A 15,232-nucleotide genomic window follows, 5' to 3' on the forward strand; every position below is an offset into this window, starting at 1 on the left:
ACTCCTCCACCTCGATCTCCGCCGGCCTCGGCATGGCGATCGGCCGCGACCTCGCCGACGCCGCGGCACGCGCCCGCGGCGAGACGCCCCCGCGCCGCAACGTCGTGGCGGTGATCGGCGACGGCTCGATCTCGGCCGGCATGGCCTACGAGGCGATGAACAATGCCGGCGCGCTGAAAAGCCGCCTCATCGTCATCCTCAACGACAACGACATGTCGATCGCGCCCCCGGTCGGCGCGATGTCGTCCTACCTCGCCAGGCTCGTCTCGGGCGACACCTACCGGAGCCTGCGCGACACCGCCAAGCAGTTCGGCCGCCTCTTGCCGAAGGCCCTCTACGACACCGCGGCCCGCGCCGAGGAATATGCCCGCGGCATCCTGGCCGGCGGCGGCACGATGTTCGAGGAGCTCGGCTTCCACTACGTCGGCCCGATCGACGGCCACAACCTCGAGCACCTGCTGCCCGTCCTCAAGAACGTGCGCGACGCCCCCGACGGCCCGGTGCTGATCCACGTCGTCACCCAGAAGGGCAAGGGCTACGCCCCCGCGGAGGCCGCGGCCGACCGCGGCCACGCGGTGGTGAAGTTCGACGTGGTGTCGGGCAAGCAGACCAAGGCCAAGCCCAACGCCCCGGCCTACACCCGGGTGTTCGGCGAGAGCCTGATCAAGGCGGCGGACGTCGACGACAGGGTGGTGGCGATCACCGCGGCGATGCCGTCGGGCACCGGCGTCGACCTGTTCTCAAAAGCGCATCCCGACCGGACCTTCGACGTCGGCATCGCCGAGCAGCACGCGGTGACCTTCGCGGCCGGCCTGGCGACGGAAGGCTTCAAGCCGTTCTGCGCGATCTACTCGACCTTCCTGCAGCGCGGCTACGACCAGCTGGTGCACGACGTGGCGCTGCAGAACCTGCCCGTGCGCTTCGCGCTCGACCGCGCCGGACTTGTGGGCGCCGACGGGGCGACGCATGCGGGCGCGTTCGATCTCGCCTATCTCTGCTGCCTGCCGAACATGACCGTGATGGCGGCGGCCGACGAGGCCGAGCTGGTGCACATGGTGGCGACGGCGCATGCGCACGACACCGGGCCGATCGCGTTCCGGTATCCGCGCGGCGAGGGCGTGGGCGTCGAGATGCCCGATCGCGGCGAGGTGCTGGCGATCGGCCGTGGCCGGGTGATCCAGCGTCCGGAAGGGGCGCGGGTGGCGTTGCTCAGCCTCGGCACGCGCCTGGCGGAAGCGCTGAAGGCGGCGGAGCGGCTCGAGGCGGCGGGCATCGGCGTGACGGTGGCGGACGCGCGGTTCGCCAAGCCGCTGGACGAGGCCCTGATCCTGGACCTGGCCTCAAACCACGAGGTTCTGGTGACGCTGGAAGAGGGGTCGGTGGGCGGCTTCGGCGCGATGGTGCTGCACCTGCTGTCGTCGCGCGGGGCTCTCGACGATGGCCGGGTGCGGGTTCGCACGCTGACCTTGCCGGACAGCTACCAGGACCACGACACGCCGGAGCGGATGTACGCGGAGGCGGGCCTCGACGCCCCGTCGATCGTCAAGGTCGTCGAGGAGATCCTCCCGGCCCGCGAGGCCAAGGCTGCGACCGCCAGCAACGTCGTCAGCGTCGCGCGCCGCCAGCGCTGAGGTGCGAAATCGGGCCGCGTCCGGCGGACGCGGCCCGGTCGCCGTTACTTGATGACCGCGCAGGCGATGCGGGCGCCCGCATTGCCGATCGGCTGCGTGAGGTGGTCGTCCTCGTTGGCGTGGATGATCAGGGCCGAGCCGTCGTTGTCCTTCAGGCCGCCCTCGCCGGTGAGCGGCGTGTCGCTCGACACCTCCGCATTCACCGAGCCGTCGGCGGCGGCAAAGACGTTCGGCATGTCGCCCTCGTCCGGCCCTTCCGGGTGCAGCAGGCCGTGCTTGGCGTTGTCGTGATTGACGTGCGCCTTGGACTCCTGGAACTTGTCGGTATCGGCGCAGCTGCCGACCGCGTGGAAGTGGATGCCGTGCCAGCCGGCCGGCAGGCCGCCGGGCTGGATCGTCACCCGCATCACCAGGGTGTTGGCGCCGTCGCGGATCGCGATCTTGCCGATCGTGTCGCCCTTGTTGTTGACGATCGGCGCGTCGTAGGTCGTCGGCGCCGCCGGCGCCTCCTGGGCGGGCTTGTCCTGCGCCAGGGCGGGAGCCGCGAGGCCGAAGGCCATGGCGCTCGCGAGCACGATATGTCTCATGGAATGAACTCTCCTCGTGTGCCGCCCCATAGCTAGGGCGCGCGGCGCCCGCGGGGACGACCTGCCTGCAAGACGACGGGCCGGTCGTAGTCGATCGAGAACGGAACGGTGATGACGACGGGCGAGCGGCAGCGGGCCGACCGCCTCCTGGTGGAGGCGGGCCATTTCGAGAGCCGGTCGCGGGCGCAGGCCGCGATCGAGGCCGGGCTTGTGCGGGCCGACGGCGTCGTGGTGCGCCGCGCCTCCGACATGATCGCCCGGGGTGCCGCCATCGTCGCCGAGGCGCCGCACCCCTACGTCTCCCGCGGCGGGCTCAAGCTCGCCGCCGCCCTCGACGCCTTCGGGATCGATCCCGCCGGGCGGACCTGCCTCGACATCGGCGCCTCGACCGGCGGCTTCACCGACGTGCTGCTGCGCCGCGGGGCTGCCTTCGTCCACGCCGTCGATGTCGGCCGCTTCCAGCTCCATCCGAGCCTCGCGGCCGATCCGCGGGTCGCGGCGCGCGAGGCGACCGACGCCCGCTCCCTCACCCCGTTTCCCGAGCCGCCCTCCCTTCTGGTGATCGACGTGAGCTTCATCTCCCTGCGGCTGGTCCTGCCGCCCCTGGTCCCGCTTCTGGCGCCCGGCGCCGCCCTGGCGGCGTTGATCAAGCCGCAATTCGAGGCCGGGCGCGAGCATGTCGGCCGCGGCGGGCTGGTGCGGGACGAGGCGGTGCAGGACGCGGTCTGCGCGGCGATCCAGGACCTCGTCGCGTCGCTCGGCTTTTCGGTCCGCGGTCTGATCCCGTCGCCGGTCGAGGGCGGCGACGGCAACCGCGAATTCCTGATCGGTGCCGTGCGGGAGACCGGGCGATGAGCGAGGCGACCATGACGACGACCTGCGAGATCGCCCGCCTGGGCCTGCGCGGCGACGGGGTGACGGCGGACGGCGTAGTGGTGCCCGGCGCCCTGCCGGGAGAGACCGTGCGGGCGGCGCCGGAGGAGGGCACCCGCCCGCCCCGCGCGCGGCTCGACGCGGTGCTGACACCGTCCCCGGACCGGATCGCGCCGTTCTGCCCGTATTTCGGCACCTGCGGCGGCTGCGCCGTCCAGCACCTCGCGCTCGCGCCCTACGCGGCGTGGAAGCGCGACCTCGTCGTCGGTGCGCTCGCGCGGGTGGGGATCGAGGCGCTGGTCGGCCCGCTCCTCGACGCCCACGGCACCGGGCGCCGCCGCATCACCCTGCACGTGCGCGCCTCGGACGGCGGACCGCAGGCCGGCTTCATGGCGGCGCGCAGCCACGCGCTCGTCCCGATCGACCATTGCCCGGTCACGGAAGCCGCCCTGCACCGCGCGCCCGAGATCGCCCGGCGGGTCAGCCGACCGCTCGGCGGCGGCGGCGGCAAGCCCCTCGACGTGCAGGTGACCGCGACCGCGGGCGGCCTCGACGTCGACATCCGCGGCCACGGCCCGGCCTCCGACCGGGCGCGCCAGGCCCTGGTGCTCATCGCCGGCGAGCTCGACCTCGCCCGGCTCTCCCTCCACGGCGAGGTGCTGATCGTGCGCCGCCCGCCCGAGATCCCGGCCGGCCGCTCGCGGCTGGTCCCGCCCTCCGGCGGGTTCCTGCAGGCGACGCAGGAGGGCGAGACGACGCTCGCCCGCCTCGTCGTCGAGGGGGTCGGCAAGGCGAAACGCGTGGTCGACCTCTTCTCGGGCGCCGGCGCCTTCTCGCTGGCGCTGGCCGAGGGCCACACCGTCCACGCCGTCGAGGGCGAGGACGGGGCACTCAAGGCGCTCGACCGCGCCTTCCGGGAGACCGGCGGCCTGCGCACCGTGACGACCGAGCGCCGCGACCTCTTCCGCCGGCCGCTCCTGGCGCCGGAACTCAACCGCTACGACGCGGTGGTGTTCGACCCGCCGCGCGCCGGCGCCGAGGCGCAGAGCGCGCGCATCGCCGAATCGAAGGTGCCGGTGGTGGTCGGCGTCTCCTGCGACGCCGGCAGCTTCGCCCGCGACGCGGCGCTCCTGGTGCGCGGCGGATACCGGCTCGAGACCGTGACCCCTGTCGACCAGTTCCGCCACTCGCCGCATGTCGAGATCGTCGGCGTGTTCAAGCGGCCGGGCAAGAAGCGCTGAGCCCGCCGCCCGGCGGGGGACGGCTCAGCCGTCCCCCGGCTCCGTCCGCGCCTGCAATTCCTCGATCAAGCCCTGGATCGCCGGGGGCACGGGCTCCTCGGACCGGTCGGAATACATCGTCCGCAGCAGCCGGCCGATCTCGCCGAGGGACACGCTGCCCTTGACGATCACCCGCTCGGTGTCGCGGCCCAGCCGCTCCTTCTCGGCCGGGGTGATGTCCTTGGCGGTGAGCACCACCACCGGCACGTCGCCGCCGTCGGGCCGGGCGCGCAGCTTCGTCAGGAAGTCGAAGCCGTCCATCACCGGCATCATCAGGTCGAGGAGGACCAGCGACGGCCGGCCCTCGTCGAGGCGGGCGAGGCCGGCGGCGCCGTTCTCGGCCTCGCGCACGGTCCAGCCGTCCCGCGACAGGCTGCGGCGCATCCGCTCGCGGGCATCCGCGTCGTCGTCGACGAGCAGCACCGTGCCGGGGGCGTCGGCCGGGCGGTAGCGCTCCATCAGGGCCTTCAGGTGGTCCCAGTCGATCGGCTTGACGAGGTAGTCGGTGGCCCCCAGCGCCCGGCCGAGGCCCTGCTCGTTGACCACCGAGGTCATGATCACCGGGGTGGCGGCGAGGTCCGGATCCTTGCGGATCGCGTGCAGCACCGACCAGCCGTCCATCCGGGGCATCTCGATGTCGAGCAGGATCGCCCGCGGCCGCAGGGCCCGGGCGAGGCTGAGGCCGGCCCGGCCGTCGCTGGCGGTGCGCACCCGGAACCCCTCGCGCTCGAGGAAGCGCGACAGGAGCTCCCGGGCCGCCGGGTCGTCGTCGACGAGGAGCACCACGTCGTGGCGCTGGGCCTCCGCCTTGGCCTCGGCGACCGCCCGCACCTCCTCGGGCGTCGGCTCGTCGTCCGCGGCCGGCAGCACCGCCGGCAGCCGGATGGTGAAGGTCGCGCCCTCGCCGTAGGTCGAGGTCACGGCGATGTCGCCGCCCATCCGCTGGCAGAAGGCGCGGGTGATGGCGAGGCCCAGCCCGGTGCCGCCGAACTGCCGGGTGGTCGATTCGTCGGCCTGGGCGAAGCGCTCGAACAGGCGCCCGCACTGCTCCTCGGTGAGCCCGATGCCGGTATCCGTCACCGCGAAGGTCAGCCAGTCGGCCCCCTCGACGCTCTCGCGCCGGGCCGAGAGGGTGACGGTGCCGTCCTCGGTGAACTTCGCGGCGTTGCCCAGGAGGTTGACGAGGCCCTGGCGCAGCTTGCCCTGGTCTTGGTGCATCGCGCCGATATCGTCGGGGATGTCGAGCACCAGGCGGTTGCGCTTCTTGCCGACCAGGGAATCGGTCGCCGCCACCACGTCGTCGACCATGTCGCGGATGGAAAAGTCCTCCCCCGCCACGGTCATGCGGCCGGCCTCGATCTTCGAGATGTCGAGGACATCGTTGATGAGGCCCAGCAGGTGGCGCGCCGACGATTCGATCTTGCGCAGGTCGGGCAGCAATTCGGCCTGGCCGAGATCTTCCAGCTCCTCGGCCAGCATCTCCGAGTAGCCGATCACCGCCGAGAGCGGCGTGCGCAGCTCGTGGCTCATGTTGGCGATGAACTGGCTCTTGGCGCGGTTGGCGGCCTCCGCCGCGTGGCGCGCCCGGTCGATCTCGGCTTCGGCCTCCTTGCGGTCGGTGATGTCGACATGCATGCCGACCCATTCGCGCAACGACCCGTCCTCGGCGATGACGGGGGCGGCCCGCACCTCCATGTGGCGCCAGGCGCCGTCGCGCCGGCGCATCCGGTACTCGATCTCGAAGGGCGTGCGCGTCTCGACGGCCCGGGCCCAGGCATCGGCGGCCCGGGCGCGATCGTCCGGGTGCACCGCCTCGACCCAGCCCCAGCCCTGGCATTCCTCGTCGCTCTGGCCGGTATAGGCGGTCCAGCGCCACTGCCCGATCGAGAGCTCGCCGTTAGCGTCCGTCGACCAGATGATCGCCGCGGCACTGTCGACGAGGGCGCGGAAGCGCTCCTGGGCGTGGCGCAGGCGCTCCTCGGCGGCGCGCCGCCGGGTGATGTCGGTGTTGGTGCCGTACCAGCGCAGGATCCGCCCGGAGGCGTCGCGCGAGGGCTGGGCCCGCGACAGGAACCAGCGGAAGACCCCGTCGGCGCCCTTCAGGGGAAACGTATCCTCCCACGGCTCGCCGCTGGCGAAGGCGCGGCGGAAGCGCGACTCGACCCGATCGAGGTGGTCGGGGTGGTGGACGGTCCGCCAGCCCCAGCCCTGCATCGTCTCGAGGGTGGTGCCGGTGTAGTCGTACCAGCGCTGATTGTACCAGATGATCGCGCCGTCGGCCTCGGCGATCCAGGCGAGCTGGGGCAGCGATTCGGCAAGATTGCGATAATCGTCCGGCTGCAGGGCGCTCTCGCTCATCGGGCGCGGCCCCGGACGGGGTGCGAGGGCAGGCAGTCGGGCATCCGGGGGCTCCGTGGCGAGGCCCCGACAGGGGGCCAGGCGACGGAACTAAGCGGGCGCGGGCCGGCTTCCAGTGCGCTCCGTTGACCTCGCGTCGCGGGCCTCAGCCGAACTGCTCGCGCAGGATGCGCTCGTCCATGCCCTGTCCGGGATCGTGCAGCATCACGAGGTCGGTCGAGCGGTCGAGCTGGGTCTCGACCCGGGCGACGCGGCGGAATTCGGTGTGGTCGGCCACCGCCGCGACCGGGCGGTATTCCGGGTCCTTGACCTCGATGCGGATGCGGGCGTGGTTGGGCAGCAGCACGCTGCCCTGGCGCCGGGGGCGGAAGGCCGAGATCGGGGTGAGCGCGATGAGCTGCGAGGAGATCGGCAGGATCGGCCCGCCGACCGAGAGGTTGTAGGCGGTCGAGCCCACGGGGGTCGCCGCCAGCACCCCGTCGGCGATCAGCTCGGGCAGGCGGACCTGGCCGTCGATCGAGATCTTCAGCTTGGCGGTCTGGTGGGTCTGGCGCAGCATGTAGACCTCGTTGACCGCCCGCGCCGTGTGGGTGAGGCCGAGCACGTCGGTCACCACCATCAGGAGCGGGTGGACGATGCTGCGCTGCGCCACCTCCAGCCGCTCGATCAGGTCGTCGAGGTGGAACTCGTTCATCAGGAAGCCGACGGTGCCGCGGTTCATGCCGTAGATCGGCTTGCCGGTACCCATGAAGCGGTGCAGCGCCTGCAGCATCAGGCCGTCGCCGCCCAGTCCCACTACCACGTCCGCCTCCTCGGGCGGGACGTGGTCGTAGCGTTGCATCAGCATCTCGGCCGCCTCGCGGGCGTCGGGCGTCGGGCTCGCGATGAAGGCGATCTGGTTGAAGCGCCGCGCCATGTGGGATGTCCCGACCGCCGAACGATGATCCCGCCGCGCCTCCATCGACGCGCACGGCCGCCGGGCCGTCGCCGGCCGCGTCGGCACGAGGCATAGCACGCGGGGGAGGCGTTGCGTCCAGCGGCCGGCCGGACTCAGACGGGATCCAACCCCCACTGCACCGGCACGAACTCGTAGGCTGCGCCGGCCTTGGCGATGTGGCCGGCGGCCGGGAAGGGAGCGTGGTAGAACGCCACCGGCACCCGCTCGTCGGCCATCAGCGCCAGCATCTTGTGGCGGGTGGCCCGCGCCTGGTCGGCATCCATGTCGAAGAGCGCCGACCAGTCGGGATGGCGCACGAACAGGGCCGGGTGGTTGGTGATGTCGGAGGCGATCAGGAGCCGCTTGCCGCCCGATTCGAGGCGGAACGAGGTGTGGCCGGGCGTATGGCCGGGGGTGCCCAGCGCCGTGAGGCCCGGCAGCACCTCCTTGTCCCACGGATAGCGTTCGACCTTGAGACCGCTCCCGAAGGTCTTCTGGACGGCGCCGAGATTGGCCTTGAGCGCCTCCGGCGGATTCGCCATGCGGCCGTCGTCCATCCAGAAGCGCCACTCGGGCTCCGGCACCAGCACCTGGGCGTTCGGGAAGGTCGGGCTGCCGTCCTTGCGCTTGAGGCCGAGGATGTGGTCGGGGTGGAAGTGGCTGATCACCACCGCGTCGACCGTGCCCGGGTCGATCCCCGCGAGGGAGAGCCCCCGCAGCACGCCGCCGGTGCCGGGCGGGCCCTGGTCGGCGAAGCCCGCATCGACGAGCACCCGTTTGCCCCCGAGGGTGAGGAGGAGCGGCGTGAAGGTGATCGGCAGGGTGTCGGTCGGCAGGAAGGCCCGGGCGAGGGCGCCCTGCACCTCGGGCAGGGGCGCGTTGCGCACGAAGCCCGCATCGAGCGGGCGCTTCACCCCGCCCTCGTGCAGGGCCAGGACCGAGGCCTCGCCGACGCCGTACCGGTAGGCCCCCGGCAGGTCGGCGACGGGCGCGGCGCCGCCCCCGGCGAGGCCGGGCGCGCTGGCGAGCACCGGGCCGGCCAGGATGCCTCCGGCCATGAGGGTGCGACGGTTCATCGACATGGAGGCCTCCCGGTTGCGTCTTCGTCCCGCAGCTAGAGCGCGAGGCGCGGAAGGGGATGGGTCTCACAAGAGATAAGTCGCGCGCGCGATTCAGCGGCGCGCCGCCCTCGTGTACCGTGGCGGCGAATCAACAGGGATCCGCCATGCGCCACAGGCTCGCCGCGATCGGCACCACGCTCCTCACCGCGTTCCTCGTCGTGGCGGTCCCGGGGGGGCCGGCCCTCGCCGCCTCGCGGGCGCCGGTCGCCGCCGAGCACGGCATGGTGGTGACGGCACAGCATGACGCCACGCAGGTCGGCGTCGACGTCCTGAGGCAGGGCGGCAACGCCATCGATGCGGCGGTCGCGGTCGGCTACGCCCTGGCGGTGGTCTACCCGGCGGCCGGCAACCTCGGCGGCGGCGGCTTCATGACGATCCAGCGCGCCGACGGCAGCCGGACCTTCCTGGACTTCCGCGAGAAGGCGCCGCTCGCCGCCACCCGCGACATGTTCCTCGACAAGGACGGGAACGTGATCAAGGGCGCGAGCACCAAGAGCTTCCTGGCGGTCGGGGTGCCCGGCACCGTGTCGGGCCTCGACTACGCCCTGGCGAAGTACGGCACGAAGCCTCGCGCCGACCTGATGGCGCCGGCGATCCGGCTGGCGCAGGAGGGCTTCGTGCTCGACCAGGGCGACGTCGACATGCTCGGCACCGCCACCGAGGATCTCAGTAAGGACCCGGCCTCGGCCAAGATCTTCCTGAACCAGGGCCGGCCCTACGGCGTCGGCGACCGGCTCGTCCAGGCGGACCTCGCCGGGACCCTGCGGGCGATCAGCGAGCGCGGGCCCGACGGCTTCTACAAGGGCGCGGTCGGCGACGCGCTGACCGCGTCGAGCCGGGCGAAGGGCGGGCTGATCGTCCAGGCCGACCTCGACCGCTACGCCACCCGCGAATTGCCCCCGATCGAGTGCGACTACCGCGGCTACCGGGTGATCTCGGCCCCGCCGCCCAGCTCCGGCGGCGTGGTGATCTGCGAGATGCTGAACATCCTCGAGGGCTACGACCTCGCCAAGCTCGGCTGGGGCTCGGCGCAGGCCGTCCACTACGAGATCGAGGCGATGCGCCACGCCTATATCGATCGCAACACCTACCTGGGCGACCCGGCCTTCGTGAAGAACCCGGTCGAGCGGCTGACCGACAAGACCTATGCGGGCAAGATCCGCGCGGCGATCGACCCGCAGAAGGCCGGCATCTCGGCCGAGCTGAAGCCCGGCACGGCCCCGCACGAGGGCAGCAACACCACCCACTACTCGATCGTCGATTCGGCCGGCAACGCGGTCTCGGTGACCTACACCCTCAACGACTGGTTCGGCGTGCGGATCACCGCGGAGGGCACGGGCGTGCTCCTCAACAACGAGATGGACGACTTCACCGCCAAGGTCGGCGTGCCGAACATCTACGGCCTGCTCCAGGGCGAGGCCAACGCCGTCGCCCCCGGCAAGACGCCCTTGAGCTCGATGAGCCCGACCATCGTCACAAAGGACGGCAAGCCGGTCTTCGTGACGGGCACCCCGGGCGGCAGCCGGATCATCACGGTGGTGCTGCACAGCATCCTCAACGTGATCGATTACGGCATGAACGTGCAGGAGGCCGCCGACGCGCCGCGCCTCCACAACCAGTGGATGCCCGACGTGACCAATGTCGAGCGCTTCGCCCTGTCGCCGGACACCCAGCGGATCCTGGAGGGCATGGGCCACAAGTTCGGCCCGGCCCAGCCGGCGAACCACCTCGCGGCGATCCTGATCGGCGCGCCGACGCTCGGCGGCAAGCCGGTCGGGGCCTTCCGCTACTACGGCGCCAACGACCCGCGCCGGAACACCGGGAGCGCGCAGGGGTACTGAGCGGCCCCCGGGATGGCGGACCGGCGCGGCGCGAGCCGCCGCGCCGGTCCCACCCGCGTTCAGGCCGCGTGGTGCGTCTCGGCCAGCGCGTAGACCGGCGTGTCCAGCCCCTCCATGCGGGCCTTGAGCTGGAGCGCGAGGTAGAGCGAGTAGTGGCGCGACTGGTGCAGGTTGCCGCCGTGGAACCACAGGGCGTCCTGCCGGGTCGGCTTCCACATGTTGCGCAGCTCGCCCTCCCACGGGCCCGGGTCCTTGGTGGTGTCCGAGCCGAGGCCCCAGCACTTGCCGACCCGGTCGGCGACCTCTTGGCTGATGAGCTTCGCCGCCCAGCCGTTCATCGAGCCGTAGCCGGTGGCGTAGACGATCACGTCGGCAGGGAGCCGCGTGCCGTCGTCGAGCACCACCGCGTCCTCGGCGATCTCCTGCACCTTGCCGTGCGCCAGCTTGATCTTGCCGTCGGCGATCAGGTCGGAGGCGCCGACATCGATGTAGTAGCCGGAGCCGCGCCGCAAATACTTCATGAACAGGCCCGAGCCGTCGTCGCCGAAATCGAGCCGGAAGCCGGCCTTCTCGAGCCGGGCGTAGAAGTCGGCGTCGCGGACCTTGGCCTGCTCGTACACCGGCACGTGGAACTCGTGCATGATGCGGTAGGGCACCGAGGCGAACAGCATGTCGGCCTTGTCGGTGGTGATCCCCTTGGCGAGCGCCTCCTCGGAGTAGAGGCCGCCGAGCGCCAGCTCCATCAGCGTGTCGGACTTGACGATGTGGGTCGAGGAGCGCTGCACCATCGTAACGTCGGCGCCGTTCTCGTAGAAGTCGGCGCAGATGTCGTGGGCCGAGTTGTTGGAGCCGATCACCACCGCGCGCTTGCCGCGATAGGCCTCGCCGCCCGGGTGCCGGCTCGAATGGTGGCTCTCGCCCGCGAAGCGCTCCATGCCGGGATAGTGCGGCAGGTTCGGCACGCCCGACATGCCGGTGGCGAGCACGAGTTGCTTCGGCCGTAACGTCAGCCGCTCGCCGTCGCGGGTGAGCTCGACCACCCACTCGGCGGCGGATTCGTCGTAGCGGGCCGAATGGACCTCGGTCCTCGACCAGTAGTTCAGCTCCATAACCTTCGTGTACATCTCCAGCCAGTCGCCGACCTTGTCCTTGGCGGCGAAGACCGGCCAGTGATCGGGGAAGGGCAGGTAGGGCAGGTGGTCGTACCAGACCGGGTCGTGCAGGTGCAGCGACTTGTAGCGGCTGCGCCACTGGTCGCCGGGCCGGTCGTGCTTGTCGACGATGAGGGCCGGCACGCCGAGGCGCTTGAGCCGGGCGCCGAGCGCGATGCCGCCCTGGCCGCCGCCGACCACCAGCGCGTAGGGCTGGCGGGTGCGGCCGAGCTCGGCCTCCTCGTCGCGCCGCCGCTCCGACCACGAGCGCCGCCCGGGCTCGACGCCGTGATGCACGCCGCGCTCGCGCCGCGGCCCGCCCGGCTCCTCGAATCCCTTCAGCTCGCGCGCCGCGGTCAGCAGCGTCCAGGCCTCCTCGCCCTTGAGCCGCAGGTAGCCGCGCCCGCGCAGGGTCGCGGTCTCGAAGGCGATCCAGGCCTCGGTGACGCCGTCGGCTTCGCTCGCCGGCTCCTCCAGGGTGAAGCTCCCGGGCGCCGCCGCGCCGAGCTGTGCCGCCAGCATGTCGCGGATGGCGCCCCGGCCCTCCAGCGTGGTGATGTTCCAGGTGAAGGCGACGAGGTCGCGCCAGAAGCACGTCTCGGAAAACAGCTCCGCCGCGCCCGCGGCGTCGCGCGCGCTCAAGGCGGCCTCGAACCGGTCGAGCCAGCCGATCACCCGCTCGTCGGCGGGCGACAGCCGCTCCAGCTTTCCAACCACGGCGTCCATCGGGGTTCCTCCTCGTTTGTTATGGGGGAGGAGGCGCAAGGGGTGTGCCAGCGGCGGAACCGGAGCGCCGCGCCGCGGTGGGGTTCAGCCCGAGGAGGATCGACGCCGGGATGCCCCATCGCCCGAATCGGCATCCATCCAACACACATCCTCATCCCGAGGCGTCGGCCCATCGACGATGGGCCGGCCCTGAAGGAAAGCTCCAACATGCTCGGCGATTTTTCGAACCCTCCTCCAAGATCGATCGATCGCAGATCGACACATCCGCCGGGATAAGCTCGATGGCGGGGTAGAACGCTCCTCGCGACATCGGACCCATCGGCCGAATACGCTCCGAGAGAGGCGAGACCCGGAAGAAGGGTGTTCCTGACATCCCCTGGACCGGAGGCCCGGCACCTCATGCGCCACGCCCGACGCCACACCTGAGGCGCCCCACCTGTGGCGGACGCCCCGCCCCAGGTGGGGCACTCGCCACAGGTGGGGCGCCTCAGCCCGCGTGGTTGGGCGAGACGAGGCCGAGGCGGCGCATGCGCCGGTGCACGGTGGAGCGGTCGAGCCCGAGGTCGCGGGCCACCGCCGAGACGTTCCAGGCGCGCCGGCGTAGGGCTTCGGCGAGGGGATCGGCAAGAACGCCGGCAAGGGCGTCGGCGAGAGGGCCGGCGGGCGGTTCGTCCCGGACCGGGGCCGCCGCGGGCGGCGCGGGGTCGGGGCGCCAGGCCGCGACCGTCGGCGGCAGGTCGGAGGGGATGATCTCCGGTCCCTCGGCGAGCGCGCAGGCGTAGTCGAGGGCGCCGACCAGCTCGCGCACGTTGCCGGGCCAGGGATGGCGGGCGAGCGCCGCCGCGGCCGCCGGGGAGAGGCGTGGCGACCCGGGCCGCCCCGCCAGCAGCCGCGCGACCAGCGCGGAGACATCGGCGCGCTCGCGCAGGGGCGGCAGGACGAAGCGGGCACCGGCGAGGCGGTACAGCAGGTCCTCGCGGAAGCGGCCCTCGGCCACCAGGGCGGCGAGGTCGCGATGCGTCGCGGCGATCACCCGGATGTCGACGGGAGACGGTTTCGCGGCCCCGAGCGCCGTCACCTCGCGCTCGGCCAGCACGCGCAGCAGGCGGGTCTGGGCGGAGAGCGGCATGTCGCCGATCTCGTCGAGGAAGAGCGTGCCGCCATCGGCCTGCTGAACGAGGCCGGTCCGGGCCTTGGCCGCCCCGGTGAAGGCGCCGGCCTCGTGGCCGAACAGCTCGGACTCGATCAGGGTCTCGGGCAGGGCCGCGCAATTGACCGCGACGAAGGGCTTGTCGGCGCGCCGCGACGCGCCGTGCAGGGCGCGGGCGAAGAACTCCTTGCCGGTGCCGGTCTCGCCGCCGACGAGGAGGCTCACCCCGGCCTCGAACAGGCGGGCGGCCTGGCCGGCCATCCGCGCCAGCACCGGGTCGCCGCCGGCGAAGTCCGGGGCGGCGGGCCGCGCGGGGGCGGCGGGCGGGGTGCGCACAGGGGCGGCGGCCGGCTCCAGAGCGAGGGCGTAGAAGCGCTCGCCGCCGCGCAGGCGCAGCACCCGCCGCTCCACCGGCACCGCCCGGGTGAAGCGCGGCAGGTCGTCGACCGAGGCCTCGAACAGCGCGTCGAGGCGCAGCCCGAGGCCGGCATGCGCCAGGTCGGAGGGCCCGCGCGGGCGGTGCAGGGCGCGGTCGATCAGCGCCCGGGCCCGGCTGTTGAAACCGAGGATGCGCCCGCCCGCATCGACCGCCAGCGCCAGCTCGGGCTCGATGTCGGCGAATTCCGGCGAGCGCGACAGGTGGAGGATCCACTCGCGCCGGAAGCCGTTGTGCAGGCTCGCGGTCTCGATGCGGTGGGCGAACGAGGTGACGAGCTGGAGCGCGAGGTGCTGGCTCGCCTTCGGGGCCGGCGCCTGCAGGGCCGAGATGTCGAGCACCGCGGCGAGCGTGCCGTCGGCGGCGTAGACCGGGGCCGCCGTGCAGGTGAGCCCGATATGGTCGCCGGCGAAGTGGTCGTCGAGGTGGACCGACAGGGCCTCGCCGGTGGCGATGCAGGTGCCGACCGCGCAGGTGCCGGCGAGGTGCTCGTTCCAGTCCGAGCCGCGATAGAGGCCGGCGCGGCGCAGGTCGCCGTCGCGGCCGGCATCGCCGATGAAGTCGACGGCGACGCCGCGGGCATCGGCGAGGATCAGCACGTAGCCGAGGCCCGAGACCTGCCGGTACAGCGCCTCGACCCCGAAGCGCGCCACCCGGATCAGGTCGTCGAGGGCGTCGCGGTGCTCGCGCAGGCGCGCCTGGGTGTGGATGTAGGCCCGCCGGGGCGCCGCGGGATCGAGCCGGTACTCGGCCAGGCACCGCTGCCACGACTGGTTGATGAGCGGGTCGCGCACAGCCTCGCCGCCGCTCGCCGCCCGGACGAGCTCGTCGATGTGGGCCATCACGGCAGACCGCATCGCATCCTCCCCGACCCTGTTCGGGCCATTCTGCGCGCGAACCGCGAATCGGGAAAGATCGGCGGCGCGGGGCGCCCGCCCCCCTTTGCTCCGCCGCGGCGGCGCGCTCGATAACATGCTGTTAAGACTGCTCCGAGCGCCGAGGTGTCAGACCCATCGAATATCCGTCCATTAACGGACTCAAAACCAGGCCCAACCTACAAAAACTCAGGCTTTCAGCGCCAAGCACATACTAAATTCTTGTGCCAGCTATAGATTTTGCCCACCTATAATTTTGGGAGGAT

Annotated in this window: 10 protein-coding genes; 4 read left to right on the forward strand and 6 right to left on the reverse strand. The window is 72.2% G+C overall.

What is annotated here, in order from left to right:
• Positions 1 to 1,631: 1-deoxy-D-xylulose-5-phosphate synthase (gene dxs, locus HPY23_RS13580; protein WP_236017670.1), on the forward strand; the 1,631-nt coding region annotated here is incomplete at its 5' end.
• A gap of 44 nt (positions 1,632 to 1,675) precedes the next feature.
• On the opposite strand, the gene HPY23_RS13585 is transcribed toward dxs, so the two are convergent.
• Positions 1,676 to 2,218 carry a superoxide dismutase family protein gene (locus HPY23_RS13585; RefSeq protein ID WP_060847610.1) on the reverse strand — a complete coding sequence of 181 codons (543 nt, stop codon included), beginning with the start codon at positions 2,216 to 2,218 and terminating at the stop codon, positions 1,676 to 1,678.
• A 111-nt stretch (positions 2,219 to 2,329) separates the two neighbouring features.
• Here HPY23_RS13585 and HPY23_RS13590 point away from each other — a divergent pair, with 111 nt between their 5' ends.
• Both HPY23_RS13590 and HPY23_RS13595 read left to right on the forward strand, forming a co-directional pair.
• Positions 2,330 to 3,073, forward strand: coding sequence for a TlyA family RNA methyltransferase (locus HPY23_RS13590; RefSeq protein WP_091888489.1), 744 nt, complete (start codon positions 2,330 to 2,332; stop codon positions 3,071 to 3,073).
• Entirely contained in the window at positions 3,070 to 4,332 is a 1,263-nt protein-coding gene (locus HPY23_RS13595) for a class I SAM-dependent RNA methyltransferase (protein ID WP_091888491.1), read from the forward strand. Before HPY23_RS13590 ends, HPY23_RS13595 begins: the two co-directional genes overlap by 4 nt.
• A gap of 24 nt (positions 4,333 to 4,356) precedes the next feature.
• Here the strand turns inward: HPY23_RS13595 and HPY23_RS13600 are convergent, their stop codons facing one another.
• The 3 genes from HPY23_RS13600 to HPY23_RS13610 all read right to left on the reverse strand — a co-directional run bounded on the left by HPY23_RS13600 (position 4,357) and on the right by HPY23_RS13610 (position 8,742).
• Complete coding sequence (locus HPY23_RS13600; protein ID WP_091888493.1) at positions 4,357 to 6,729, reverse strand: PAS domain-containing hybrid sensor histidine kinase/response regulator; 2,373 nt, start codon at positions 6,727 to 6,729, stop codon at positions 4,357 to 4,359.
• A 145-nt stretch (positions 6,730 to 6,874) separates the two neighbouring features.
• Positions 6,875 to 7,645: an NAD kinase gene (locus HPY23_RS13605; RefSeq protein WP_060847614.1), complete on the reverse strand. Its 771-nt coding sequence runs from the start codon at positions 7,643 to 7,645 to the stop codon at positions 6,875 to 6,877.
• Positions 7,646 to 7,779: 134 nt separating this feature from the next.
• Entirely contained in the window at positions 7,780 to 8,742 is a 963-nt protein-coding gene (locus HPY23_RS13610; RefSeq protein WP_236012925.1) for an MBL fold metallo-hydrolase, read from the reverse strand.
• Between the two features lie 149 nt (positions 8,743 to 8,891).
• Here HPY23_RS13610 and ggt point away from each other — a divergent pair, with 149 nt between their 5' ends.
• Complete coding sequence (gene ggt, locus HPY23_RS13615) at positions 8,892 to 10,628, forward strand: gamma-glutamyltransferase (protein WP_091888496.1); 1,737 nt, start codon at positions 8,892 to 8,894, stop codon at positions 10,626 to 10,628.
• 59 nt (positions 10,629 to 10,687) lie between these two features.
• Here ggt and HPY23_RS13620 read toward each other — a convergent pair whose 3' ends face one another.
• Both HPY23_RS13620 and HPY23_RS13625 read right to left on the reverse strand, forming a co-directional pair.
• A complete protein-coding gene (locus tag HPY23_RS13620; protein WP_091888498.1) occupies positions 10,688 to 12,505 on the reverse strand; it encodes an NAD(P)/FAD-dependent oxidoreductase in 1,818 nt (605 codons plus the stop codon).
• Positions 12,506 to 12,992: 487 nt separating this feature from the next.
• Positions 12,993 to 14,948: a sigma-54-dependent Fis family transcriptional regulator gene (locus tag HPY23_RS13625; RefSeq protein WP_091888500.1), complete on the reverse strand. Its 1,956-nt coding sequence runs from the start codon at positions 14,946 to 14,948 to the stop codon at positions 12,993 to 12,995.
• Between the last annotated feature and the right edge of the window lie 284 nt (positions 14,949 to 15,232).

It is taken from the genome of Methylobacterium ajmalii (genome assembly GCF_016613415.1).
In the GTDB taxonomy this organism is placed as follows: Bacteria; Pseudomonadota; Alphaproteobacteria; order Rhizobiales; family Beijerinckiaceae; genus Methylobacterium; species Methylobacterium ajmalii.